We start from the raw sequence: 24,438 nt of genomic DNA on the forward strand, positions 1-24,438 counted from the left end.
ATAAGTCACTTAAGGTAAACTATACGCGGACTATCCTGGAGACAAAAGATGACAAAAAATGTAGTGCTTGATGCAATCAAAGAACATGACGCCAAATTTGTGGATTTAAGATTTACAGATATCCGTGGAAAAGAGCAACACATTACCATACCTGTTTCAGCAGTTGATGATGATTTCCTTGAGAATGGAAAAATGATCGATGGCTCATCTTTTAAAGGTTGGCAGAAAATTCATCAATCAGATTTGGCTTTAATGCCAGATTTATCTTCAATTAAGCCGGATCCATTTTTTCAAGATAATACTTTGTTTATACGATGTAATGTAGTTGACCCACAGACTATGATGGGTTACGACAGATGTCCGCGCTCAATTGCTCAACGTGCAGAAAATTATTTACAATCTACAGGGATTGCAGATGGTGTAAATTTTGGCCCGGAGCCTGAGTTTTTTCTCTTTGATAACGTGCAATGGGAAACTACTATCAGTGGTTCCTTTTATAAAATAGATTCAGATGAGGCACATTGGAACTCCGGTAAGGAAATGGAAGGCGGAAATATTGGACATAGACCTCCGTTGAAAGGCGGTTATTTCCCTGTTCCTCCGGTTGATTCATCTCATGATATTCGTTCAGCAATTTGTATTACCTTGGAATCTTTAGGGATGGTCGTAGAAGCACATCATCATGAAGTGGCTACAGCCAACCAGTGTGAGGTAGCTACCCGGTTTAATACGCTCACTAAAAAGGCAGATGAACTGCAAATTCTAAAATACGTGATACATAATGTTGCCCATAACTATGGAAAAACTGCTACCTTTATGCCAAAACCTTTGGTAGGAGATAATGGAAGCGGGATGCACTGTCATCAATCACTTTATAAAGATGGGTATAATTTGTTTTCTGGTGATCAGTATTCGGGGCTTTCTGAAACAGCTTTATACTACATAGGTGGGATAATCAAGCATGCCAGGGCTTTGAACGCTTTTACCAATCCGTCGACCAATAGCTATAAGAGATTAGTTCCTGGGTTTGAAGCACCTGTATTGCTGGCTTACTCTGCAAGAAATCGTTCTGCAGCAATTCGCATTCCACATGTTAGTAATCCCAAGGCACGCCGAATCGAAGTGCGTTTCCCAGATCCAACGGCTAACCCTTATCTTGCTTTCTCTGCAATGATGATGGCAGGTATAGATGGTATTCAGAAGAAAATCTATCCTGGTCAACCAATGGATAAAGATCTTTACGATTTACCACCTGAAGAGCTTGTTGATGTGCCCACTGTGTGTTCTTCATTAGAGATGGCGATGGATCATTTGCGGGCAGATCATGAATTTTTGCTGCAGGGAGATGTGTTCAGCAGAGACTTTATTAATAATTATATTCAAATGAAAGAAGAGGAAATTACTAAAATCCGTAGTTTGACTCATCCTTATGAATTTGAGTTATATTATAGTCTCTAAGGGCCTATATTCATGAATAAACTGGTACTGTTCGTCTTTTTGATAATGACAGTTTGCCTTTCCAGTGCGCAAATTTACAAATGGACGGATAGCCGGGGTGTTGTCCATTTTAGCGACAAACCTCATGAAGGTGCTGAAAAAATAAAAATTCCCGAAGCTCAAACCTATACATCACCTGCAAATGAAGCAGGTGGTTCTTCTGAGCAAGAACAAGAAAATGTGAAACAGGAAGATCAGGAAAAATATACCAGGTTAGAAATTATTCAGCCACAAAATGAAGCAACAATTCGTAATAATCAGGGTTATGTTGTTGTCGCAGTCCAAATAGAACCTGACTTGTCTCCAGGGGATAATTTGCAGCTTGTTTTTGATGGCGCGCCTTTAGGGGATCCACAGCCCAACTTGGTTTTTCAGTTGAATGGTATTAATCGAGGATCTCATACTATTGCTGTTCAAGTTCTTAACGAAAAAGGGGATGTGCTTAAAGTCAGCGACAGTATTACAATCTTCATGCACAATCCTCGTGTCGGTATGGGCAAGGGTAGAAAGAAAAATATCAATTCTAATCAATAGAGCAGGTTATGTATGCTAACTTTATTATCGCCAGCCAAGAAATTATTATCCATATCAAAACCTTACCCAAAAGAAACGAGTAATCCTTTATTGCTCGATAAAGCGCTGCAACTGGTTAAAGTAATGAAGTCAAAATCTGTAGAACAAATTGCAGATTTAATGGATTTATCAAGACAACTCGCAGAACTGAACTATGAGAGATATCAAAATTTTGATCTTAAAAATAACCCAATGAATCACTCCTATCCTGCTTTGTTTTTATTTCAGGGTGATGTGTATCAAGGACTGAATGCTAATTCATGGAAAGCCGAAGAGATAGAATACGCTCAATCCCATTTAGGAATTTTGTCAGGGCTGTATGGATTTTTGAGGCCTTTAGACAGAGTTCAACCATACAGACTGGAGATGGGGGTTAATTTAGAAAATCCTGCAGGTAAGAATCTCTATGCTTTTTGGAGCGAAATTGTTACTAATACTTTAAATCAAATACTGGCAGAACAGAATAATCCTGCCCTTATTAACCTGGCCTCGACTGAGTATTTTAAAGTGATAGATGAGAAAAAATTGAGTTATCCCATTGTGACCATCAATTTTTATGAACAAAAAAATAGTGAATTAAAAATGATTGGTATCCTTGCTAAAAAAGCAAGAGGAATGATGGCAAAGTATATAATGCAGAATAGAATAGACTCCCTGGAACAAATTAAAGAGTTTTCTGAGTCGGGTTATTTATTTGATAAAGAAACTTCCAATCCAAATTGTTTGAATTTTATTCGAATCCATTAAATTATTAAAAAGGTATTTGATGTGGAATTTGTCCAGTAGGGTGCATACTCTTAATCATTTTCCCAAGCAAGGCGTAGAGTGCTATGTTAAGAGGGATGATGAATTTGGTTGCGGCATAAGTGGAACAAAGATAAGAAAATACAGCAGCTTAATCCCGTTTCTAAAAATCAAGGGAATTCGACATCTCATTATTATTGCCGGTGCTCAATCCAATAATTTACTAGCTGCCCTTCAGGTGGCAAGAGAATGTCAATTGAAAGTGACGGCCTTTCTAATAAAACCCAAACATTTAAAAATCCAAGGTAATTTTAAATTAAGCCTTCTTTTTCTTCATGAGAATGAAATTATCTGGGTAAATCGGGAAGAATGGCATCGAGTCAATGAATTCGCTGAGCAGTATCTTAAGGGGCTCGGGGAAATGGGTTATATTTTATATGAAGGTGCCAGTGTTCCTGAGTCCATGAAGGGAGCAATGTCTCTGGCCAGTGACATCAAGGAAAATGAAAGTGCTTTGGGATTTGCTTTTGATCATATCTTTATTGATGCAGGCACAGGTTTTTCAGCAATCGCTCTCATTAAAGGGTTTAATGAATTACAGCATAAAGGGATCATTCATGTATTATTATTGGCCGACAATCAGACAGTTTTTAAGAAAAAACTAATACATTGGTCAGGGGTAAATCCCGATAACTACACTTGTTTTTACCCAACCACAGCGAAATCCTTTGGATCTGTAAATAAAACGATTAAAGAGGAAATCAAACGATTGGCTTATGAAGAAGGAATTTTGGCCGATCCGATTTATTCGGCAAAATTATTTTACGAAGCCAGAAGATACATAGAAAAATACCAACTAAAAGGAAGGGTATTGATTGTACATTCTGGTGGAGTATTAACTATTCCTGGTTTTGACTTATAGAATAGCCCCATCTTTTGGAAATGATACAATTTGTGAGTGGTCACTTTTCCAGACTGAAAAATGAAGTAAGTTAAAAATTTTCAGAATATTTAGTGACAGAGTGTTTATAAATATTCCTGTCTCAATTATCTACTATACTTATTCAATACTAAGATACAAATCATTATTTTTAAGAACGGTTAACTTGTATTGGAGACGGGCATTATGAAAGCAAGAAGGAGTAATGAACTTTCCAAATTACGAATGAGATTTTTTTCAGCGCTCAATCATACATCTGAGATTGATTTGCATACACTCTTTGATAACCTCAAATCAAATCTTACACTTGAAAACATAGATCATCTTCAAGAAGGTTCTGTTACGCATGCGATCATTCAAGAGCTCTTGAAAGAGGATGATGCTCAAAAAAAGATTCAGTCCTTTTTAAAAGAGGCAATCAAGAATGTCATTCACCCGGGTGTTATCAAAAGACTTACATCGGATGAAATCAACTGGAATGTTGCCAAAGCATTCCCGAAATATTATGAGCATGAGGAATTTCCTGATGTGACTTTTGGTGGCTTTAAAGTACGTGATAGTAATGAATTTAAGTTTAAGACAAACGTACAAACCTCAATATGGTTCAGCATCAAACCTGATCTTTTTATGCCTTCTAAACAACAGGAAGCTTTAAAAAGAAGGAGGGAACAATATCCTGGTTGCGAAATTAGATTAATTTATTCCAGTTCATTGCTAAATTCAGAGGCAAATCGCCAGATGAAGGCATTTGCCAAGAAACAAAATATTTTATTAATTGATATCGATACTGTTGAAACCGATTCACCACTCTATCCATTACTAAAGGCTGAACTCGCACACCTTGGAAAGGGAGGAAATCCTGCTGCTGCCTCCGATCTGTGTCGCTGGATCCCCGAGTTATTCAATGAAGGATTTTATGTGGATATTGACCTCCCGGTTGATAGTTCAAAAATAGTAGAAGGACATCAAATTACAGGAGGAGTTCCAATCATGCTCAATATGGGCTCAATTATCAGTGAACCCATAGCTCCGCATCATAGAAGGCAAGAAGCTGTTTGTATGAATACAGACATTATTGCTTATTCTAATGATAAAAGAACTCAAAAAATGATGGATGCGGTTGCCCTCCATTTGAAAAATATATACGATGATCCATATACTGCATTAAAAGATACACCTCTCGCGCAAACAGCTTTTTTTAATCAGTGCAAAGTGGAAGGGAAAAATATATTTGAATTAAGAAAAGGATTACAGGATGCATTCCGTTCCGATTCATTATTGCAATTATATGTTTTTTTAGGAGCAGAAAAATTTAAGGAAGTATTTAAATTAAATGAAGATCAAAGCAAATACATTAAGGAGCATATTGATGAATTTAACGAGAAAGATCTGCTGTTAAATTTGATTTCTGATAAACCTTCTGAGATCAGTGAACATACACTTGATCTTGTCAAGGAGACAGTGAAGTACATGGATATAGCTAAAGAGCACTATTCTGCATTCTATAAACCATTGGTTGAGGAGATTTCAGGTCCAGGCGCCATTTATAATGCTTTAGGTGGAGCGAGCAGTTTTACAACCACTTATAGACGGCAAACAGGCCCTATGTTGCCAACAACCCCGCCACGTGTTTTACAAGTATTTTGTGATGCGCATGACAAGGGTCCTTTTGTTTCAGATAATATCGCACGTTGGCAAACCAATGTTCGAGATCTGGGGGTATTAAATCGAGAGGGTTTGAGTTGGTTACCTTCAGTAGGGTAGCTTGGTATATCAATATGAGGACTTATGCACACCTAATCTCTTTGTTAAAAATATTTTTTGTCTCGATCTTGGGGGTAGTGTAAGCCCTGATTTTTTTCACAAGCATTATCAATATGAATAATCCCCAATAGATAAAAGAATTTATTGGGGATTAAAGTTTTTTATAGGTTTTCTCCTTTTTTAGCACTATCCCCTTGAAATTCAATAGATCAACCCTATATGAGAAGTTAATTATTCGAACAGAACTATTAACGGGGAGATTGTTTAATGGTTAGCAAGCAGCAAACTATGGGATTTCAAACAGAAGTAAAGCAAATGCTTCATTTGGTTGTGCATTCTCTATATAGCAACAAAGAGATTTTTCTTAGAGAGTTAATTTCTAATGCTTCGGATGCCTTGGACAAGTTACGATTTTTAGCTTTATCAAACGGTTCATTGTTTGAAAATGATTCTGATTTGAAAATTAGCATTCAAATTAATGAAAAGCTTCAAACCATTACAATCAGCGACAATGGGATTGGCTTAAGTTGGGAAGAGGCCGTAGAAAATTTGGGAACAATTGCAAAATCTGGCACAAAGGAATTTATTAGTCAATTAACAGGAGAACAGGCGAAAGATTCCCAACTTATAGGACAATTTGGAGTAGGTTTTTATTCCGCGTTTATCGTTGCTGATAAGGTAACAGTTAAAAGTCGCCGCGCTGGATTACAACCCGAAGATGGAATTGTATGGGAGTCTAATGGTGATGGTGAATTTACTATAGGATATGAAAAAAAATCAACTCGTGGTACAGAAATTACTTTGCACTTAAAACCAGAAAATGATGAGTTTTTAAGTGATTGGCGTATTCGCGGTATTATTAGTAAATACTCTGATCATATCTGTTGGCCTATTGTGATGAAAAAACCTTCAGAGGAAGGCAAGGAATCCAAAGAGTTTGAAACAGTAAATAAAGCGACAGCACTTTGGACACTACAGAAATCTGAAATTAGCGAAGAAGATTATAAGCAATTATATAAACATATTTCTCATGATTACATGGATCCCTTAACCTGGTCTCACAACCATGTTGAAGGAAAGCATGAGTATATTACTTTGCTTTACATACCAGCCCATGCTCCGTTTGATTTATGGCAGCATGAAGTCAAACATGGACTTAAGCTTTATGTAAAGCGTGTATTTATTATGGATGAAGCGACACAATTTTTACCCCGATATTTACGATTTGTAAAAGGGATTGTGGATGCCAGCGACTTGCCACTTAATATTTCTCGCGAAATTTTACAGGATAACAAGCAAGTCGAATCTATCCGTGCGGCATGCACCAAGCGCGTTTTATCCATGCTTGAAAAAATGGCTTCCAATGATAAAGAAACCTACCAGAAGTTTTGGAATGAATTCGGACTTGTGTTGAAAGAGGGACCTATTGAGGATTTCGCTAATAAGGATGCGATTGCCAAGTTGCTTCGTTTTTCTACTACAGCAAGCGGTAGTGAGAAACAAGAAGTATCGCTTGAGGAATATCTTAGTCGTATGAAAGAAGGGCAGGATAAAATTTATTATATTACCGCATCGAGCTACAATGCTGCCAAAAATAGCCCTCATTTGGAAATATTCAGGAAAAAAGGAATAGAGGTATTATTGCTCAGTGATAAAGTCGATGAATGGCTTGTTGGTTATATGAATGAATTCGCAGCCAAAAAACTGCAATCTATTTCAAAAGGCAAAATTGAATTAGGGGATGAAACTTCCGAGCAAATTAAAGAACAGGAAAAGACACTAGAGCCATTGATTAAGCACATTAAATCGGTTCTCAATGATCGGGTTAAAGATGTATTGCTGACTAATCGTCTTACTGATTCTCCTGCTTGTGTAGTTGCTGATGAGCAAGACATGGGATTGGAAATGCAAAGAATTTTGCAAGCTGCCGGTCAACAGATACCAGTGAGTAAACCTATTTTTGAAATTAATCCAGATCATCCCTTGATTAAGCGTTTACATGATATTCAGGATGATAACCAATTTGAGTTATGGGTCACTATGTTGTTTGAACAAGCTGTGTTGGCAGAAGGGGGACAATTGGATAATCCCGCAGATTTTGTGAATCGGGTTAATAGACTCCTGGTTTCTTCCTAGAATTCTATTGGTTTGATAATCAATCCCGGATTAGATGAAATCATTATCCGGGATGAGTTGAACATAAAATAAAAAGGCTCAAAAATGAGCCTTTTTATTTTTAAATTTCCCTTACTCTTCAGTTAAGCGAAAATATTTGGTACCGAAATATCTTTGTAATTTCTTTCTGATTGTACCGCGACTAATACCCAACATCTTGGCTGCTTGTAATTGATTTCCACGACGTTTTTCCATTACAGCTTGTAATAGAGGTGGCTCAACTTCTGAAAGGATCATATCATAGAGATCATTAATTGATTTGGATTTATTTTCAGCAAGAAAGCGGGTAACCAAACTGTAAACTAAATCCTGTAAACCTTGTTCTTGTTTAGTGGATTGAGTTGTAGCTTGTGTATCAATGACATTCATCTTAACTTCCTTATTATTTAATTAAATCATACAGTCCAATTGCTTACACATGTAAATGAAAGCAAAATTAATTGTACATGAAGGCTAAATGATAATCTAGATTTTCATATCAAAACTATGCATTTTTTTCGGGCAATTCCGCCACTACAAGATCAAAGAGAGAGCAGTCAGACTGGCTGGAAGACAGAGATTCCTTTAACTTTGCCAGTTGATTAATCATCGACTGAGGTTGGTTAGGATCATTATGAAAGTTGGAAATATATCTTGATAATTCAATTGCATTGCAATCGTATTGCAAAAATTCAGGTACCATCATTTTATTGACTAATAAATTGCATAAGCCCAAAAATTTAACTTTAATAAAATGCATAGCTGCAACATAAGTAAGAAAGGACGATTTGTAAATAATACACATGGGTTTTTTCAATAAGGCACACTCTAATGAAGCAGTACCTGAAGCCACAATGACAAAGTCAGCAGCAGACATGCATTCTATTGCCTGTCCTTGTATAAAAGTAACAGTAAAATTCTGATTGCTAAAATAAGTCTTTACTTTGTCAGGATTGATAGTTCCAGCGATAGGGACTACAAATCGAAGCTTGGGGTTGTCTAGAGCCAGCAATTTTGCTGTATTGACTAATACGGGTATATGGCGTTCAATTTCAGAATTGCGACTCCCAGGCAGCAACGCAATAATCGGCTCGTTTAAAGGTAATCCCAGGGTAGTTCTGCTCGAGTGTTTATCCTTGGCGGAATCTATCTTTTTTACTAAAGGATGCCCTACAAAACTGACAGGAACACCTGCATTTTCATAGATAGTCTTTTCAAATGGGAAGATGACAGCCATTCTGTCGATGCAATCTTTAATAAGATGGATACGTTTGCCTTTCCATGCCCATATTTGAGGGCTGATATAATAGAGAATTTTGAGTCCCAGTTTTTTCTTTGCATACTTAGCCAATCTCAAATTGAAAGCAGGGTAATCTACCAAAATCAGCAAATCAGGTTTTTGTTCGTTTAGATGCTGTTTGATATCCTGAAAAGCTTTTCGGAATATTTTCAGAAAAGGAATTATTTCGGTCAAACCAGTTACAGCATAACGCGTTAAATCTGAAATTAAATGAACCCCGGAGGCCTTTAAGTGTTTACCGCCAATGCCACTAATTTCCAGATTTGGATAAACTGCCTTTAATTGCTTTACCAGTTCGGCAGCATGGTGGTCGCCGGATTCTTCACCTGCTACTATGACAACACGACTAGCATTCGGCATAGCGTTCTACAAGGTTATTATTAATTAAAGCAGTGATTTGTTCGGCCGTTTTAAGGGCATCTCTTCCTTCCTCACCTGTAACAAGAGGCACGCTATCATTTTCAATGCAATTCAAGAACGCTTTGATTTCCTCCAGCAAGGCATCTCCTTTTTCAAATTCCCTTTGATCTCTAGTGATATCAGGTATTCCTGGAAACATTTCTCCTGTGCCTTTTTTAAATACAGCAAGTTGTTTGTTTTGATAATCAATGGAAATATAAGAATTCTCTTGAAAGATTCTTGTTTTTCGTTCCGTTTTAAAACTGATTCTACTGGCTGTCACATTCGCTACGCAATGATTAGCAAAGGTTATGCGTGCATTAGCTATATCAATTGCTTTTGTTAATACTGGTGCTCCTTGAGCCATGATGGATTTAATAGGGCTCTGAACTATATTTTGAATGATGTCTATATCGTGAATCATTAGATCCAGTATCACGTTTACATCAGTTCCACGGGGGTTAAAAGGTGCGAGTCTCTGCGATTCTATAAATAATGGTAATTCCAGATATTCATCCAGGGCAAGGCGAGCAGAATTAAAGCGTTCTAAATGGCCTACTTGTAACTTCACCTGATGTTGTTTTGCAAGTCGAATCAATTCCTCAGCCTGGGACACTGTTTCAGTAATCGGTTTTTCAATCAGGACATGTACCCCATGTTGTAAATAGAATTTTGCAATCTCGAAATGCTTGTTGGTAGTCGCTGCAATACTGACAGCATCTACTTTGCCAAGCAAGTCATGGTAATTGATGTATGCCGGAACATTTAACTCATGAGAAACTGCGTCACAAACTGTAGAATTTACATCACAAACCCCAACTAACTCTGCATTAGGAATTAGTTGATATTTTTGGGCATGAAATCTGCCAAGATAACCAACACCAATAACTGCACAACGAATTTTCTTCATCTGATCATCAATTGATAATAATTTGTACTTATGATCGCATTTCCTTAGCGATAAATCAATTGTATTTCCTATAGCTATGATGCCAGGCAGCTGGTAATTGAGACCCTAATCAAACTCCTCAGATTAGTTTAAATCCAAGAAGTCGATTCTTGTCTTGCACTCGCATCCAATAGATATTATCTTACCCCTAATTTTTCGCAGGGAGCAGTTGATGAATTCTGAGCTAAAAATATTGATGGCTGGGGTTGATGAGGTGGGGAGAGGACCACTTGCGGGTGCCGTTGTAACCGCAGCCGTTATTTTAAAAAAACCAATAGATGGGCTTACCGACTCAAAAAAATTAAGTCCAAAACAAAGAAATTTATTAGCAATTAGAATAAAGGAAGAAGCGTTAGCTTTTGCCTATGGGCGAGCAGAAGTTGAGGAAATAGATCAATTAAATATTCATCATGCTACTCTATTAGCTATGCGAAGGGCAGTTGAAGCTTTACCCATTCAGCCAGATAATGTCGTTGTCGATGGAGCTTTTACTCCTCAATTGAACATACCATGCAAGGCTATTGTCCAAGGAGATAGCTTGATACCTGAAATTAGTGCGGCATCCATCCTCGCCAAGGTATTGCGTGATGAAGAAATGGTAGCTCTTGATAAAATATATCCAGGATATGGTTTTGCAGAACATAAAGGTTATGCAACCCCTGTTCATAAAGAAGCGCTAATGCGTTTGGGTCCTTGTAAAATACATAGAAGAAGTTACTCGCCTGTTGCGGATTTGATTTCAAAGTGAAATTCTGGGCGGTATTAATTTGTAAAAATACCGCTCAAATAAATAGTCTTATAAACAGAAAAATTTGCATACCCTGCGAACAGTTATAATATCATTTGTGCAAGTCAGGGCATAAAAAAATTAAATCAATTCAAGCTATTAAATAATATTCTGTGTGAGCTTATCGACATTAAAATTCCAAAACTTGCCAGGAAAGTTACCATAGCTGTTCCACCGTAACTAACGAGAGGAAGAGGTATACCTACAACGGGAATAATGCCCATCACCATACCAATATTGACAAATGCAGACAGAAAAAAGGTCATGGCAAGACTGGCTGAAAGAAGGCGAGTGTAAGTGGTTTGTGCATTATTGGCGATATTTAAACTGCGTAAGGAAATTAAGACTATCAGTGCAATAATAGCAAAGCTGCCTGCAAATCCAAATTCTTCCCCACTTACTGCAAAAATGAAATCAGTAGCATGTTCTGGTAAGAAATTAAGGTGTGATTGACTACCCTTTAACCACCCTTTGCCCATTAGTCCTCCCGAGCCAATGGCAATTTTAGATTGAATAATATGATAGCCGGCTCCTAGTGGATCCTGTTCAGGATCAATTAAGGTATATACCCTTTGTTTTTGGTAGTCATGCATCAAATTCCAGACCACAGGAATTGCTGAGCACATCAGTAATGCAATTAATAATATGATTTTAAAACGTATTCCTGCCAAAAATACGACACACAAACCAGCAACAGTAACCATAATTGCAGTACCTAGATCTGGCTGTTTTGCAATAAGAAGGGCCGGAATAAAAATAATCAGGGAAGCAATGCCAATTGAGCGTATGCTGCTTGGATGAGATTGCCGGTCAAAAAACCAGGCGGCCATCATAGGTACAGCCAGTTTCATAATCTCGGAAGGTTGAAAACGAAATAATCCCAGCTCTAACCAACGCTGAGCCCCTTTACCAATTTTACCCATTAGCATGACTGCGATTAACAAGCTTAAGCCAACCCCGTAAATCCATGGGGTCCAGATTTTATATTTATGTGGCGGGATAAATCCCAGTACAAACATGATTAGAAAAGCGAAGAGCAGCCTCATGGATTGGCGCATGATCATGCCCATATTGGCATTTGAAGCGCTATAAAGTATCAAGAGTCCGAAGGCAACAAGAGTAAGTATTAATCCAAGTAATGGAAAATCCAGATGAAGGGACTTTGCTGTAAAACGATATACGGGCTTAGTCGTTTGTCTACTCATGGTGTTTTCTTAATAGGATAAAGTTGATAATAAGTGTCAAGTACCTTACGTGCTACAGTGGAAGCAATAGTGTCATTTTCAACTACCACCGCAATGGCAATTTCCGGTTTTTCTACTGGAGTAAATGCAATAAATAAAGAATTATCTCTCAAATGCTCAGGTATGTCTTCATACTTTGCTTTTTCATATTGTCTTCCACTGTATACTTGTGCTGTACCTGTTTTTCCTGCTACCGGGTAGGGAGGATTTCTGCCAAAACGATATCCTGTTCCTTCATTGCTGGTAAGTACGCTATGCATCGCATCAATAACAACATCCCAGTTCGCTTCATCCCTCAGGGAAACTGGATATTCTTCAAATGGTTTGTATTCTTCTGTCTCATTTGTGTCACTGTTAACTGTTTTTATCAGCAGGTGAGGCCTAAATCGTTGTCCATGCTGACTTAAGGAAGCTGTGGCATTAGCCATTTGCAAAGGCGTTGCCAGCATAAATCCTTGTCCTATTGCAGAAATGAGAGTATCTCCTGGATACCAGGATACACCTTTAGCTTGTCTTTTCCAGCGAGCGCTAGGTATGACGCCATTGGCTTCTTCATGAAGGTCAACATGTGTTAGTTGCCCTAAGCCAAATTTTACAAGCATGTCTTCAATGTTGGAAATTCCCATTTTATTACCTAACTGGTAAAAGAAAGTGTCACAAGAGACGGTAATAGCTCGTTTAAAATTAATGACTCCGTGACCTGTTTTTTTCCAGTCCCGGTAAATATGACTGGAAGTAGGGAGCTTATATTTGCCAGGGTCATATATTTCAGTGGTCGTGGTAATAAAACCTTTATCCAAACCAGCCAGTCCAACAAACGGTTTGATTGTTGATGCAGGGGGGTAAACACCTCGAACTGCTCGATTAAAAAGAGGGCGCTGGAGAGCATTGGATAACACTTTATAATCTGTTTTACTGACGCCGCTGACAAAAATATTGGGATCAAAACTTGGAGAACTCACCATCGTGAGTATTTCACCATTCCGGGAGTTTATGACTACTACTGCACCGCGTTTATCTTTCAATGCATTATAAGCTGCCTCTTGAAGTCTGGCGTCAATGCTTAAATACAGTTTTGCTCCTGAATGAGGATTAACTTTATTTATTATTCTTAAAGTGCGGCCACTAACATCAGTTTCTACCATTTGATAACCCACTTTACCATGGAGAATATCTTCATAGTATTTTTCAACACCAGCCTTGCCAATAAAATTGGTAGCGCGATAATTAGTGGGGTTCACCTGCTTTAGTTCCTGAATATTAATGCGACCAACATACCCCAAAGCATGGGCAGTCATCTCTCCAAGAGGGTAATGACGCATCAATCTCGCTTTAATGCTCACTCCTGGGAAATGATACTGATTGCTGGCAAAGGTTGCTACTTCTTCCTGGCTTAATTTTAATTTCATAGGTATGGGAACAAAAGAACGATTTTGTAATCTGGTCTTATTGAAATTATCGATATCTTCATCTGTGATTGAAGGAATCAACTCTCGAAGTTTAGCTAAAGTTTGTTTCATGTCTTTAACACGTTCTGGAGTGATTTCAAGTACATACACAGGTATGTTTTCAGCGAGTAATACTCCATTTCTATCCAAAATAACTCCTCTTGGAGGAGCAATGGGTATCACACTCATTTGATTTTTTAAAGACAAGGTCTGATATCGTTTAAACTCCGATATTTGGAGGAAGGCCAATCTTAAAATCAGTATTAAAGATAAAATAATCAGAATGGCAATTAATAGATTCAGTCTAAATCGTTGATGTTGGGATTCAGCACGATAGTTTTTAAATGATTGATTCCGATACATCGCAGAAAATGTTGTCTGACAAAACAAAAGTAGAGATAGTAACTGAAATTACAGATTTTTACCAATTATAAAATGCTTATTAAACATGTCATTTGGACGATATCTTGAATTAATGTACCATTGTCTCGCCCACTCGCCATGTAATTTGCTCTATATTGTCTCAAATAGTTCTTGATATGATCAATCGGTTGTAGTACAATTTATTATCAATTTGATTTAAATTAATGTAAAAAGATGCCATGTAATCAAGATAAATTTGAGACGTTTGACCAATTAACCAAAGATCTCCAAATCGAAATAGCACAAAATTTATTAAATTGTGGTTTATTAAACTTGGCTCAGACATCTAAATATCATTTAGCTTTGTTTAAACCTGTGGTTGATGTTCGTAAGCTACTGTACTGTGTAGTGCGCGGTGAACATACTAAAGTGCAATCAATGTTACAGACAGACTGGAGTTTAATTTTCAAAAGAGGCAAAGTCACGGATTGCTCTGGACGAGAATTTGACAACATTAGTGCTTTTGAATATGCACTCTGGGCACTGGATAAACACATGTGGTCGGCAATGATTGCGTGTATTCCCCAAAGTGAAGAAAGCCGGAAGTTATTCGTACAATTGCTTGCTCAATATAATAAAATCAACACAGAAGGAGTTATTTATAAACTTAATGAGAACACCATAACTGAACAGCATTTTGATTTCGAAAATACCATCATTAAAGAGCTTACAACTCAAGTGAAAGAGATGAAAACGCAAATGGATTCGATAAACGCCCCCAATCTGACTGGGGATAACATTGATAATTGGGATGCCATTGATAATCAGTGGCGAGAAGGTGTTGGTGGTTCGCAAAAACTCCTACCTATGCATATTGTTGATGAATACTGCTCTAATGAACCTTTTTATCCTGTGCCTCAATTTACCTCACAGCCAAAATCATCAAAACAATTCTACAATTGGACTACTAAAAAGTATGAAGATTGGTTTAACCTGAATTCTAAGGTAGGAACTGATTTAGCTATATATAAAGGTCGCGGTAGTCGTAGCCTTGGGTGCGGGCATGCAGGCATTGCGGCGTCGCGTGATGATTTGGGAGCTATAACAGCATTATGTCAAGTAAGATCAATGGACTTTATTAATCTCAAATCGCTACTTGAAGAACGCGCTACCTTGGATAATCATCACCAAGTTGTTCCAATGTGATCGAGTTGATCGCATGTTGGCGGTGTAAGCTGACACACTTTATATCTTTGGATTAGTAAACAAAGTCTTATCAGGCTGTTGTTGCTTTTCATTTTTAAAGAAATTACTTATTCCGCCAATGATCGTATTACTGACAGAAACGAGTTTATCAAGAAAATTAACATCTAATTCCATTTGATGACAACTTATGTCGTTGATGTCTTTAAAATCATTAAAAATCATTTGAGAAAAACATAAGAGCATGTAATTTAACACGGCTTCATCTTGTTCTTTTTGGCTCATTTTTTTAAACTCAGTATCATTTTGTAGTGTTTTCCATTCATAAAAATTGATGCTACGCCCATGATTCGGATCGTAGAAATAAGCGGTTTTTTTCTTTGGATCATATCGAAAATAGACGGCATGGCCCCACATTGAACTTTTTGAGTCTAGAGTTCCATCTTTTTTCATTACATTATGTCCAATCGATATTTTAACCATGCCACCATGTTTTAATTTAGATTTTTGTTGTTGTTGGACCGCCTCAGTAAATACTTTATAGATCGAATCTGAATTAAACGCAGTCTCATCGGCAAAACGCAAATCCTCATTCAGTGTTTGAATTTTCTTAATCTGAAGACGCTTTAATACGGCTTGAGATAGGCCATCATTAACTGTTCCCTTTTCCACCGCTTTATATACACCTACTTTATATAAAGCGTGATTGTATCGATCTTGTGATGATATTTTTACTTCGTCTTTCCATTGTGAATCAGAAATTACTTGATTTCTACTTAAGCTAGTCATTTCTCGCGTAATTAATCGATAAGTGTTTGCTTGACAAACTCCTGTTCCTAATACTTCCCCATCACCACCAACAAATCCTTGAATATTTTCATACTGAATTGGATTTCCCCATTTATTAAAAAAATCAATTTCATCATGAGCATCATGTAACATTTTTGCTCGCATTTGATCAGGAGGCAAACCATCCAGGGGGTTAAGCATAGCTCTTATTTTTTCATCGGTTAAATTTAACAGGTATTCTTTGTTATCCTTAATTTTTTTATTCAAAGAAATACGAATAGAGCGTAATAATTTGCTTTTTGCTGCTTCTAGAGCGCTCTCTATGTGCTGTGCAATATTTTCTTGAGATTGAGTCAATTCTTTTTTACATTTATTATATTCTTCTTCTATCAGGTTAGTTGCTGTTGAGAGGATTTCTTGTCTTACTTTAGTTATGTTGTGAATCAAAGGTGCTAAAGAAGGATCACCATCAGCAGTAATAATTTTTTCTTTTAAAGCCATAAGTTCAATCTGATATTGCAGCTCTTTTAATGTAGGGAATTGATCTTCTGATTGACCATTAAGAACAGCATTTTGTATCACATGTTTGATTTTTTGCTGAACGAGTTCTTTATTTACTTTAATTTTGCTAGGATCCATACCAAATGCACTGAAAACGGCTGCCTCATGAGGGTTTTGGAGGAATTTTTCAGGATGAGTAAGTTGCTGATGCACAAAGGCACGCTTTAACACGAGGGAAAAATCCTTTAAATATTCTTTAGGCAACCGTGTTAAGGCCAGTTTCAGTCTAGGAAACATTTTAACTACAACTTCTTCTTGAGCAATGACCTCTCCTCGCTCAAGCTTTACTCGTAGCTTTGACATTTCATCTTCATACTGTTGTTTTGTCATATTCCCTTGAGCGTAAGCAATAATTCGGAGTTTATCCGACTCTGACATCATACGTTCACTATCGCGAATATCCGTTCCAATCACATCCCAATCACCGATGATTTTTTCTGCTATTTGTTTATTTGTACTATGTTCTAAACGATCATATAGATCGATAAGCGCTGCACGATTGCAAGCTGAACGAATACTTACCACAAACTGGTCAAGAGCCTGAAGATTTTTAGCGTGGTCATCTGATTTAGGTTTATCTTCCATACGTTCGATAACATGCTGAATATCACGAACAATTACCGGAGCTAATTTGGCTGCATTATCAATCCGCTCGTCACGAAGCACCTTTGTAACTAACTGAATTACGTTTGTATTAGCCATTGAGAGTGAATCTATAACGTTGTTTTCAGATTCAATCTTTTGCAACTGATCAGACAGCAGTTGTATGAATTGTTCATCACTTACATTCTTGGCTCCTAATAGAGACTGAGTTCTCTCAACTGCGACATCAAAGCTTGTTGGTGAACCCTTCCATTTTTTCTTTTTATCTTCAATAATTCGGTTTCGTTGTTCCACTTCGGATACAATTTTTTCCATAAACATATTAATTTCAGATATTGAGCGTATGGGAGGAGTATTGTCATCAATGCTTTTGGAAGTAGGCCAGTACATTTTATACAGTTGTTCAAATGGTATATTAGGGTAATGTTCTGCACATTTTATTTTCAGTTCTTCAAGAATAGAGTGATTCATTATTACTATTAATTCATGAGCTAATCCTCGATGTATTTGCTGCCAAAAGATAAAACTGTCAGGATAAATACGAAATAGAATATTATCCGGAAATAAGCCTCTTTTCTCAACCATCTTTTTAACAGTAGAACTATTAAAAATATGGAATTTGTCGGTTTGATTTGAGTTAAAGCTATCCCAAAGGCTAACAAGGTATATATCAAGGTTTGATTTCATCAAATTAATAGCATCTAAAGCTAAAACTTCTTGTTTTAATTTGTCAAGATTAGTATGTAATTGTTTCTTATATTCATTCGGACTCGGAAGCACTTCTGGGTTTTTATCATAAAAATCTCGAGAAGTTTTCTGAAAAAGCCAAGTTCTAATAACTTCGATATTAAACGCTCTTAATTCCTCCTCATTTAAATCTTTGGGCCATTTATCATCCTTTTTCCAAAAATCACTGGTATTAAAATAGTCACATAATTGTAGTAAAGAAATCACATCTTCTAATGACTCAAGTGTGGAAGGCAATGCACTCATCAACCAAGCCATTTTATCGTCACATTGTACTTTAATTTTTTTTTGATATTCTGAGAACCTATTGAATTCAATAGTATAACTGTCATCTTCTGAAGTAACTATAGGAAATTTATTTTCAGGTGGATGGAAATCGATATTAGCTTCTGATGGGAAATCATAATGAAAAAGTAACGAACCTCCGGTGATATAAGGCATAATCCGCTCGTCAATAAATATACACTAAGTTAATTATATGTGCTAAGCAAGGATCGCACAAGGACGATCTCTATTCTCGTGTTGCCTCATAACTAATGTTATCGAAAGAAACAAATGATAAGAGACTATCCGAAAAATGTGTGGCATAGCTCGATCCATCGAGAGACTGGATTATATTTGAGCACTCATGTCGTTTGCACAAGACTTAAAATTACCAGATTTAGAATATTTCATGAAAAAATGAAGACAAATTCCGTAGCGAGACATACCTATCCATTGGATGGCTGAATTTTCTCCACTAATCTCTCTTTATTTCTAACAGGACTTACGCAAAACTCTAAGAATTGAGAAATAGAACAAATAATAATAAGAGAAAGATCAAAGTTGTTTTGAGTATGATGTGATAAGGTTTTGTCAATTTGTTCGATATGTTATAGTTATGCCTCGCCCGAAAACAATAAAAGTGACGCGTTTGGATTATTGCCAATACTTAATTTAGGAGTCAGATAAATTACACGTTAACAAATTTTGCTGACCATGTAGCTGATTTGTCCCATGATATGATCAAATAGGTACTTACGAGACGAGCATCTGACTCCTGGGAGCATACAAAGCCTATTATACATCAAAGTGAGAATGGCTTTCTTGTTTTTGATGACAGTATTTTAGATAAAAATCACTCCAGAAAAATTGAATCGGTACGATGGCAATACAGCGGCAATGCACATGGTATTGTTCGTGGAATAGGTTTGGTAAGTTGTATCTATATTAATCCAGAGAGCGAACAGTTTTGGTTGATTGATTATCGAGTTTTTTATCCTGAACGAGATGGAAAAGTAAAGTGGACCATGCACAGGATATGTTAAAGAATGCTTTATATTCAAAGTAATTAAATTTTAAAACTGTATTGGTTGATACCTGGTATGCTAGTAATAAATTCATGTTATAGGTAAGTATTTTTATTGCCCAATCAAGCGAAATCGCCTTGTAAGGTATGCAGGTACTTCAGAACATTACCAACCAGTGACAGAACTACCTTGGAGCGAAGAAGAGCTCAAATGGGGAAAACAGATTCGTCTTAAAGGGGTGCCAAGTGATTTTTATATGAAATTGTTTCGCGTGTCTGTTTCTATATACAGAACCGATTATGTGGCCACTAATGACCCATCTCATCATTGTTGTAATGATACATAATAAGTGTGTGCCTTTCGATGGTTTATTGAGCAGTTTCATCATGAAATAAAGCAACTCACTGGAAGTGATAAGTGTGAGTGTCGTAAACAACGTATTCAGAGAAATCATATCACTTGTGCTTTATTAGTCTGGGTAAAATCAAGGATTTAGTCTTTAATTCTCAACAGACTGTATATCAGCTTAAGAAAAATCTATTGAAAAATTATTTGACACAAGAGCTTAAAAATCCATCAACTACTATGGCTTTTGCGTAAGTCCTCGTTGTCTTTTGCGATGCGGGGATGGAAGTAAATATGGACACATTTCTTTAAACCAGCAAACCAGCTCTTGCAAAAATCATCAATATCACAGAATATTTCAACTATCGATGTTAACATCTTGTTTCCTTCTACAATTCAGGCGTGAATTTTAAAGAAACAAAATCTATATGGCACCGATATTTTTTTGAATAATTCAATGAAATAACCTTATTCTTATATCGAGATGAGGTTTATTTATGATAGGGATGGTTGTTAATGATAGACCATGCTCTATAGAGAGCTTCCAGTAAAATAATGCGAACAAGGGGATGAGGAAGGGTTAGTTTGGATATTGACCAGCGTTCATCGCAAAGAGTCAGTATTTCATTGGATAATCCTTCCGGACCACCTATTATAAAGCAAAGATGACTTGAAATTTGTTGTAATTGCGTCAACTTAAGTGCCAACTCCTCGCTACTAAAGGATTTTCCCTGCATGTCCATGGCGATAAGGCGAGCATTGGCAGGAAGCGCGTCTTTAATTAAAGCACTTTCCTTTTCTAGTATTCTTGCTAAATCTGAGGATTTATTTCGACGCAGCAAAGGGATTTCAGTAAGCCGTATCTGAATGCTGTCATGAAACCTCTTTGCGTATTCATTAACTCCTGAGTTAACCCAGTCAGGCATTTTATTGCCAAGAGCAATAATGGTAATTTTTAGCATAATTAATATCAGGAATTACTTGGGTGTTCTTCCCATAATCCTTCAAGGTTATAAAAATGTCTGCATTCAGGTTGCATGACGTGCAATATGATGTCTCCAAAATCAATTAAAGCCCAATCACCATGTTCTATTCCAGTAGAACTCAAGCAAGGCAGACCAGCAACTTTCATATCCTCCAAAACTTTTTGAGCTATCGATTTGACATGTCTGGATGAACGGCCTGAGCTGATGACCATAAAATCAGTGATTGTTGTTTGTTTATGCACATCAATGATTTTAATGTCTATCGCCTGAATGTCTTCAAGAGATTTTAACAGTTTTTCTAGCGTAGGATTTTTTTCAAGCATAACTAAGATATATTCCGTCAAAAGGGTTGAATAATATCAACAATTGATTTGTATAAAAAGAGTTTTAGTTTTGCAAAACTGGAAAACTAAAACGTAAAAATCTAATCATTGTTTTTCGCATATCTGAATATGAGTTAGTAAAAATTTAATCACAGCAAACAATACCAGGCAGCCTAATGTGGCAATAAACAATATACCGAGTTGTTGAGTAAATGCTGTAGCATAGAGTGTTTTTAAAACGATTATATTTGTTTCTCCAGTAGGAATAGCAGTCAGATCGGCTAATTTTCCTGAAAGAAATCCTCCTATTCCTAATGAAACGAAAAAGATGCCCATCATCGTGCTTACCTTGTTTTTGTCAGCAAGTACAGTTATTGCTGACAACCCTACTGGGGAAAGCAGTAACTCAGCCAAAGAGATCATAAGGTAGGCGGGTATGATAAGAAGAGGTGAAATCAAAATGGATTTATCAACTACACTGCTTACAAATGCAATAATTGAGTAGGCCAAGGTCATGAATACCATAGCGAGTACAAATTTTTTCCCGGTACTTAAGCCTCTTTCAATCATTGTAAGATTATGGTGCTTTTTAGCAAGAAAATAACCAATGATCAACATACCAATACTTTGAACTGTAATGTAATAAGGTGGTGGGAAATCAATACCTAAAAAGCTTGGCTCGACTACTCGTGCAATAAATAATGTTAAAGACATGAACATCTGAAAATAAAATGCCCAGAAAATAACGGAGATGATGCACAATAAGCCGATAACTAATGTTTGTCTGGATTGATTTGCGCTTTCACGATTTACTGAATATAAAATGTAGATGGCTGAAAAAAGGACCACAAGTCCAAACATAATATTCGCCAACTGAGGCGAACTTAAGATATAAAATGATAAAGCCCATAGCAGAACTAATAACGCAAAAGCCGAAATGATTTTAGTTGGTTGGAAAATAAATGGGTTATAATCCTTAATTTTGTACTGATGTATTCCAAATAAAAATACTGCAAACGCGATGATTAGTCCGACTGATGCACTGGTGAAGGAAGCAGACCAGCCGAAATATTCATTAAACTTGCTTGGTAGAGTTGTCCCAAGGATTATTCCTGTCGTAATGCCCATATAAAAAATAGTAAAGCCACTCTCTCTTCTTGTAGACCCTACTGGATATTCATTGCCTAGTAATGAAGAAATGTTAGGTTTTAATAAACCCGTTCCTACAGCTATTCCTGCAAGTGAAGATGTTAAAGCTAGAGAATTATCAATCAACGACAACATGCAATAACTTAAAAATAGGACAATAGCACCCAGTAATATAGCGCGTTTTTGACCTATTAACTTATCAGCAATCCAGCCACCTACTAAGGGTGAGAGATAAGTGAGTGCTGTGAACGATCCTACTAATGAATAGATTTCTTTGTCAGGCCATTTAAAATGTAAGGCCAAATAAAGTGCTAATAAGGATTGAACTGCGTAAAAACCATAACGTTCCCACATTTCAGTTGTAAAGTAGATGCGGAGAGATTTTGGATGTTTTTCCATATTATTTAAGTGACTACGATTAAATTAAGTTAAATAAAAATTATATCATATAAAAAACACTATGAATATTGATTGGTCATTTTATCGGGTTTTTCTTAACTCATTAGATTATCTCATTCCCGCAGTTAGTTGACTGGTGTATGATGCTAAAAATTTTTAATCCCTATTTGAAGAGAAATAATAACTGAGGTTTTCATAGCAATAAGGAGTATTCTTGATGAATAAGGACAAGAATAAACGTGTTATTTCTGCCCCTAGAGGTACCGAAATTCAAGCTAAAAGTTGGTTGACTGAGGCGGCGTTAAGGATGATTTGCAATAATTTGGATCCCAATGTTGCAGAGGATCCCGATTCTTTGATTGTTTATGGTGGTTTGGGCAAGGCTGCCAGAAACTGGGAATGTTTTGATGAAATTGTTCATGTATTGAAATTACTAAATAATAATCAGACTTTGCTTATCCAGTCCGGAAAACCTGTTGGTGTATTTACTACCCATGAAGATGCTCCCAGAATAATCATTGCTAATTCTAATTTGGTACCACGCTGGGCTACTTGGGAGCATTTTAATGAATTGGATAAGAAAGGCCTTATGATGTATGGTCAGATGACCGCTGGCAGCTGGATTTACATCGGTTCCCAAGGTATTGTACAAGGGACTTATGAGACATTCGTTGCAGCAGCTAAAAAACATTATCAGGGTGATTTGTCCGGGCGTTGGATTTTAACAGCTGGTTTAGGGGGAATGGGCGGAGCTCAACCCTTGGCTGGAACTATGGCTGGTGCCAGTGTTCTGGCAGTAGAATGCGACATGCAACGGATTGATAAACGTTTACAGACAAAGTATCTGGACCGATACACTGATAATTTAAGTGAAGCATTAGACTGGATTAATGAATCCTGTCGCCATAAAAAGCCAGTTTCAGTAGCTGTTTTGGGAAATGCTGCTGAAATATTTCCTCAACTGGTTAAGTTGCGAGTTCAGCCTTCTCTGGTTACCGATCAAACCAGCGCCCATGATCCGCTCAATGGCTATTTGCCATTAGGATGGACATTGGAACAAGCTATTGAAATGAGAAAAAAATCACCAGAAGAGGTTGTTGATGCAGCCAAGAAATCGATGGCTGTTCAGGTGCATGCAATGCTTGAATTTCATAATAGAGGTATTCCTGTCTTTGATTATGGCAATAACATTAGACAAATGGCATTTGAAGCAGGAGAAAAAGAGGCTTTTTCCTTTGAGGGATTTGTACCTGCTTATATCAGGCCATTATTTTGCGAAGGGATTGGACCATTTCGATGGGTTGCATTGTCAGGTGATCCAGAAGATATTTATGCAACAGATGAGAGAGTAAAGCAGTTAATTCCTGATAATCCTCATTTGCATCATTGGCTGGATATGGCTAAGGAAAAAATTTCATTTCAAGGATTACCAGCAAGAATATGTTGGGTGGGGTTAAAAGACAGAGCACGGCTTGCCCTGGCTTTCAATGAGATGGTTAAAAATAAACAAGTTAAAGCACCTATTGTGATTGGCCGTGACCATTTGGATTCTGGTTCTGTGGCCAGTCCCAATCGCGAAACAGAAGGTATGCTGGATGGCAGTGATGCTGTTTCCGATTGGCCTTTGCTTAATGCACTGTTAAATTGTGCCAGTGGAGCTACCTGGGTCAGCATTCATCATGGAGGAGGGGTAGGTATGGGCTTTTCACAACATGCCGGCGTTGTGATTGTTGCTGATGGGACAGAAAAGGCGGCTATAAGATTGGCTCGTGTGCTACACAATGATCCTGCGACAGGGGTAATGAGGCATGCGGATGCAGGTTATCAACTTGCCAAGCAATGTGCCAAAGAGAATTCGCTTTGGTTACCCATGGAATCTTAA

19 protein-coding genes and 1 pseudogene are annotated in these 24,438 nt (G+C 37.1%); 10 read left to right on the top strand and 10 right to left on the bottom strand.

Going from position 1 to position 24,438, the window contains the following annotated elements:
* The first annotated feature begins 48 nt into the window (after positions 1–48).
* From glnA to htpG, 6 genes are all read left to right on the top strand, one after another.
* Entirely contained in the window at positions 49–1,458 is a 1,410-nt protein-coding gene (gene glnA / locus OQJ02_RS06270) for a type I glutamate--ammonia ligase (protein WP_265718372.1), read from the top strand.
* A gap of 12 nt (positions 1,459–1,470) precedes the next feature.
* Positions 1,471–2,031 carry a DUF4124 domain-containing protein gene (locus OQJ02_RS06275; protein ID WP_265718373.1) on the top strand — a complete coding sequence of 187 codons (561 nt, stop codon included), beginning with the start codon at positions 1,471–1,473 and terminating at the stop codon, positions 2,029–2,031.
* Positions 2,032–2,043: 12 nt separating this feature from the next.
* Positions 2,044–2,817, top strand: coding sequence for a peroxide stress protein YaaA (gene yaaA, locus OQJ02_RS06280; RefSeq protein WP_265718374.1), 774 nt, complete (start codon positions 2,044–2,046; stop codon positions 2,815–2,817).
* Between the two features lie 19 nt (positions 2,818–2,836).
* The gene (locus tag OQJ02_RS06285) at positions 2,837–3,736 is read left to right on the top strand and encodes a pyridoxal-phosphate dependent enzyme (RefSeq protein WP_265718375.1); all 900 of its coding nucleotides are present in this window, start codon (positions 2,837–2,839) and stop codon (positions 3,734–3,736) included.
* A gap of 204 nt (positions 3,737–3,940) precedes the next feature.
* The gene (locus OQJ02_RS06290; RefSeq protein ID WP_265718376.1) at positions 3,941–5,518 is read left to right on the top strand and encodes a glycosyltransferase family 88 protein; all 1,578 of its coding nucleotides are present in this window, start codon (positions 3,941–3,943) and stop codon (positions 5,516–5,518) included.
* A 267-nt stretch (positions 5,519–5,785) separates the two neighbouring features.
* Entirely contained in the window at positions 5,786–7,654 is a 1,869-nt protein-coding gene (gene htpG / locus OQJ02_RS06295; protein WP_265718377.1) for a molecular chaperone HtpG, read from the top strand.
* Positions 7,655–7,765: 111 nt separating this feature from the next.
* Here htpG and OQJ02_RS06300 read toward each other — a convergent pair whose 3' ends face one another.
* The 3 genes from OQJ02_RS06300 to OQJ02_RS06310 all read right to left on the bottom strand — a co-directional run bounded on the left by OQJ02_RS06300 (position 7,766) and on the right by OQJ02_RS06310 (position 10,281).
* Positions 7,766–8,062, bottom strand: a complete 297-nt coding sequence (locus OQJ02_RS06300) for a helix-turn-helix domain-containing protein (RefSeq protein ID WP_010947100.1) — start codon at positions 8,060–8,062, stop codon at positions 7,766–7,768.
* 115 nt (positions 8,063–8,177) lie between these two features.
* A complete protein-coding gene (lpxB, locus tag OQJ02_RS06305; RefSeq protein ID WP_265718378.1) occupies positions 8,178–9,332 on the bottom strand; it encodes a lipid-A-disaccharide synthase in 1,155 nt (384 codons plus the stop codon).
* Positions 9,319–10,281: a Gfo/Idh/MocA family protein gene (locus tag OQJ02_RS06310; protein ID WP_265718379.1), complete on the bottom strand. Its 963-nt coding sequence runs from the start codon at positions 10,279–10,281 to the stop codon at positions 9,319–9,321. The genes lpxB and OQJ02_RS06310 overlap by 14 nt, the downstream gene beginning before the upstream one ends.
* A gap of 211 nt (positions 10,282–10,492) precedes the next feature.
* Here OQJ02_RS06310 and rnhB point away from each other — a divergent pair, with 211 nt between their 5' ends.
* Positions 10,493–11,068: a ribonuclease HII gene (gene rnhB / locus OQJ02_RS06315; protein WP_265718380.1), complete on the top strand. Its 576-nt coding sequence runs from the start codon at positions 10,493–10,495 to the stop codon at positions 11,066–11,068.
* 125 nt (positions 11,069–11,193) lie between these two features.
* Here the strand turns inward: rnhB and rodA are convergent, their stop codons facing one another.
* Positions 11,194–12,312: a rod shape-determining protein RodA gene (gene rodA / locus OQJ02_RS06320; protein WP_265718381.1), complete on the bottom strand. Its 1,119-nt coding sequence runs from the start codon at positions 12,310–12,312 to the stop codon at positions 11,194–11,196.
* Positions 12,309–14,162, bottom strand: a complete 1,854-nt coding sequence (gene mrdA / locus OQJ02_RS06325) for a penicillin-binding protein 2 (protein ID WP_265718382.1) — start codon at positions 14,160–14,162, stop codon at positions 12,309–12,311. The genes rodA and mrdA overlap by 4 nt, the downstream gene beginning before the upstream one ends.
* 234 nt (positions 14,163–14,396) lie before the next feature.
* On the opposite strand from mrdA, the gene OQJ02_RS06330 reads away from it, so the two are divergent.
* A complete protein-coding gene (locus OQJ02_RS06330; RefSeq protein WP_265718383.1) occupies positions 14,397–15,368 on the top strand; it encodes an F-box protein in 972 nt (323 codons plus the stop codon).
* A 39-nt stretch (positions 15,369–15,407) separates the two neighbouring features.
* Here the strand turns inward: OQJ02_RS06330 and OQJ02_RS06335 are convergent, their stop codons facing one another.
* On the bottom strand, positions 15,408–18,506 hold the full coding sequence (locus OQJ02_RS06335; RefSeq protein WP_265718384.1) for a hypothetical protein: 3,099 nt from the start codon (positions 18,504–18,506) through the stop codon (positions 15,408–15,410).
* 439 nt (positions 18,507–18,945) lie between these two features.
* Here OQJ02_RS06335 and OQJ02_RS06340 point away from each other — a divergent pair.
* Positions 18,946–19,954, top strand: a pseudogene (locus OQJ02_RS06340) (IS701 family transposase).
* On the opposite strand, the gene OQJ02_RS06345 reads toward OQJ02_RS06340, so the two are convergent.
* The 4 genes from OQJ02_RS06345 to OQJ02_RS06360 form a co-directional block, all read right to left on the bottom strand.
* Entirely contained in the window at positions 19,931–20,077 is a 147-nt protein-coding gene (locus OQJ02_RS06345) for a hypothetical protein (RefSeq protein ID WP_265719852.1), read from the bottom strand. The pseudogene OQJ02_RS06340 and the gene OQJ02_RS06345 overlap by 24 nt on opposite strands.
* 113 nt (positions 20,078–20,190) lie before the next feature.
* Positions 20,191–20,661, bottom strand: a complete 471-nt coding sequence (gene rlmH / locus OQJ02_RS06350) for a 23S rRNA (pseudouridine(1915)-N(3))-methyltransferase RlmH (RefSeq protein WP_265718385.1) — start codon at positions 20,659–20,661, stop codon at positions 20,191–20,193.
* Between the two features lie 8 nt (positions 20,662–20,669).
* Positions 20,670–21,008, bottom strand: a complete 339-nt coding sequence (gene rsfS, locus OQJ02_RS06355) for a ribosome silencing factor (RefSeq protein WP_265718386.1) — start codon at positions 21,006–21,008, stop codon at positions 20,670–20,672.
* Between the two features lie 105 nt (positions 21,009–21,113).
* Entirely contained in the window at positions 21,114–22,556 is a 1,443-nt protein-coding gene (locus tag OQJ02_RS06360; RefSeq protein ID WP_265718387.1) for a peptide MFS transporter, read from the bottom strand.
* 217 nt (positions 22,557–22,773) lie between these two features.
* On the opposite strand from OQJ02_RS06360, the gene hutU reads away from it, so the two are divergent.
* Positions 22,774–24,438 carry a urocanate hydratase gene (gene hutU, locus OQJ02_RS06365; protein WP_265718388.1) on the top strand — a complete coding sequence of 555 codons (1,665 nt, stop codon included), beginning with the start codon at positions 22,774–22,776 and terminating at the stop codon, positions 24,436–24,438.

It is taken from the genome of Legionella sp. PATHC032, assembly GCF_026191185.1.
GTDB lineage: Bacteria > Pseudomonadota > Gammaproteobacteria > Legionellales > Legionellaceae > Legionella.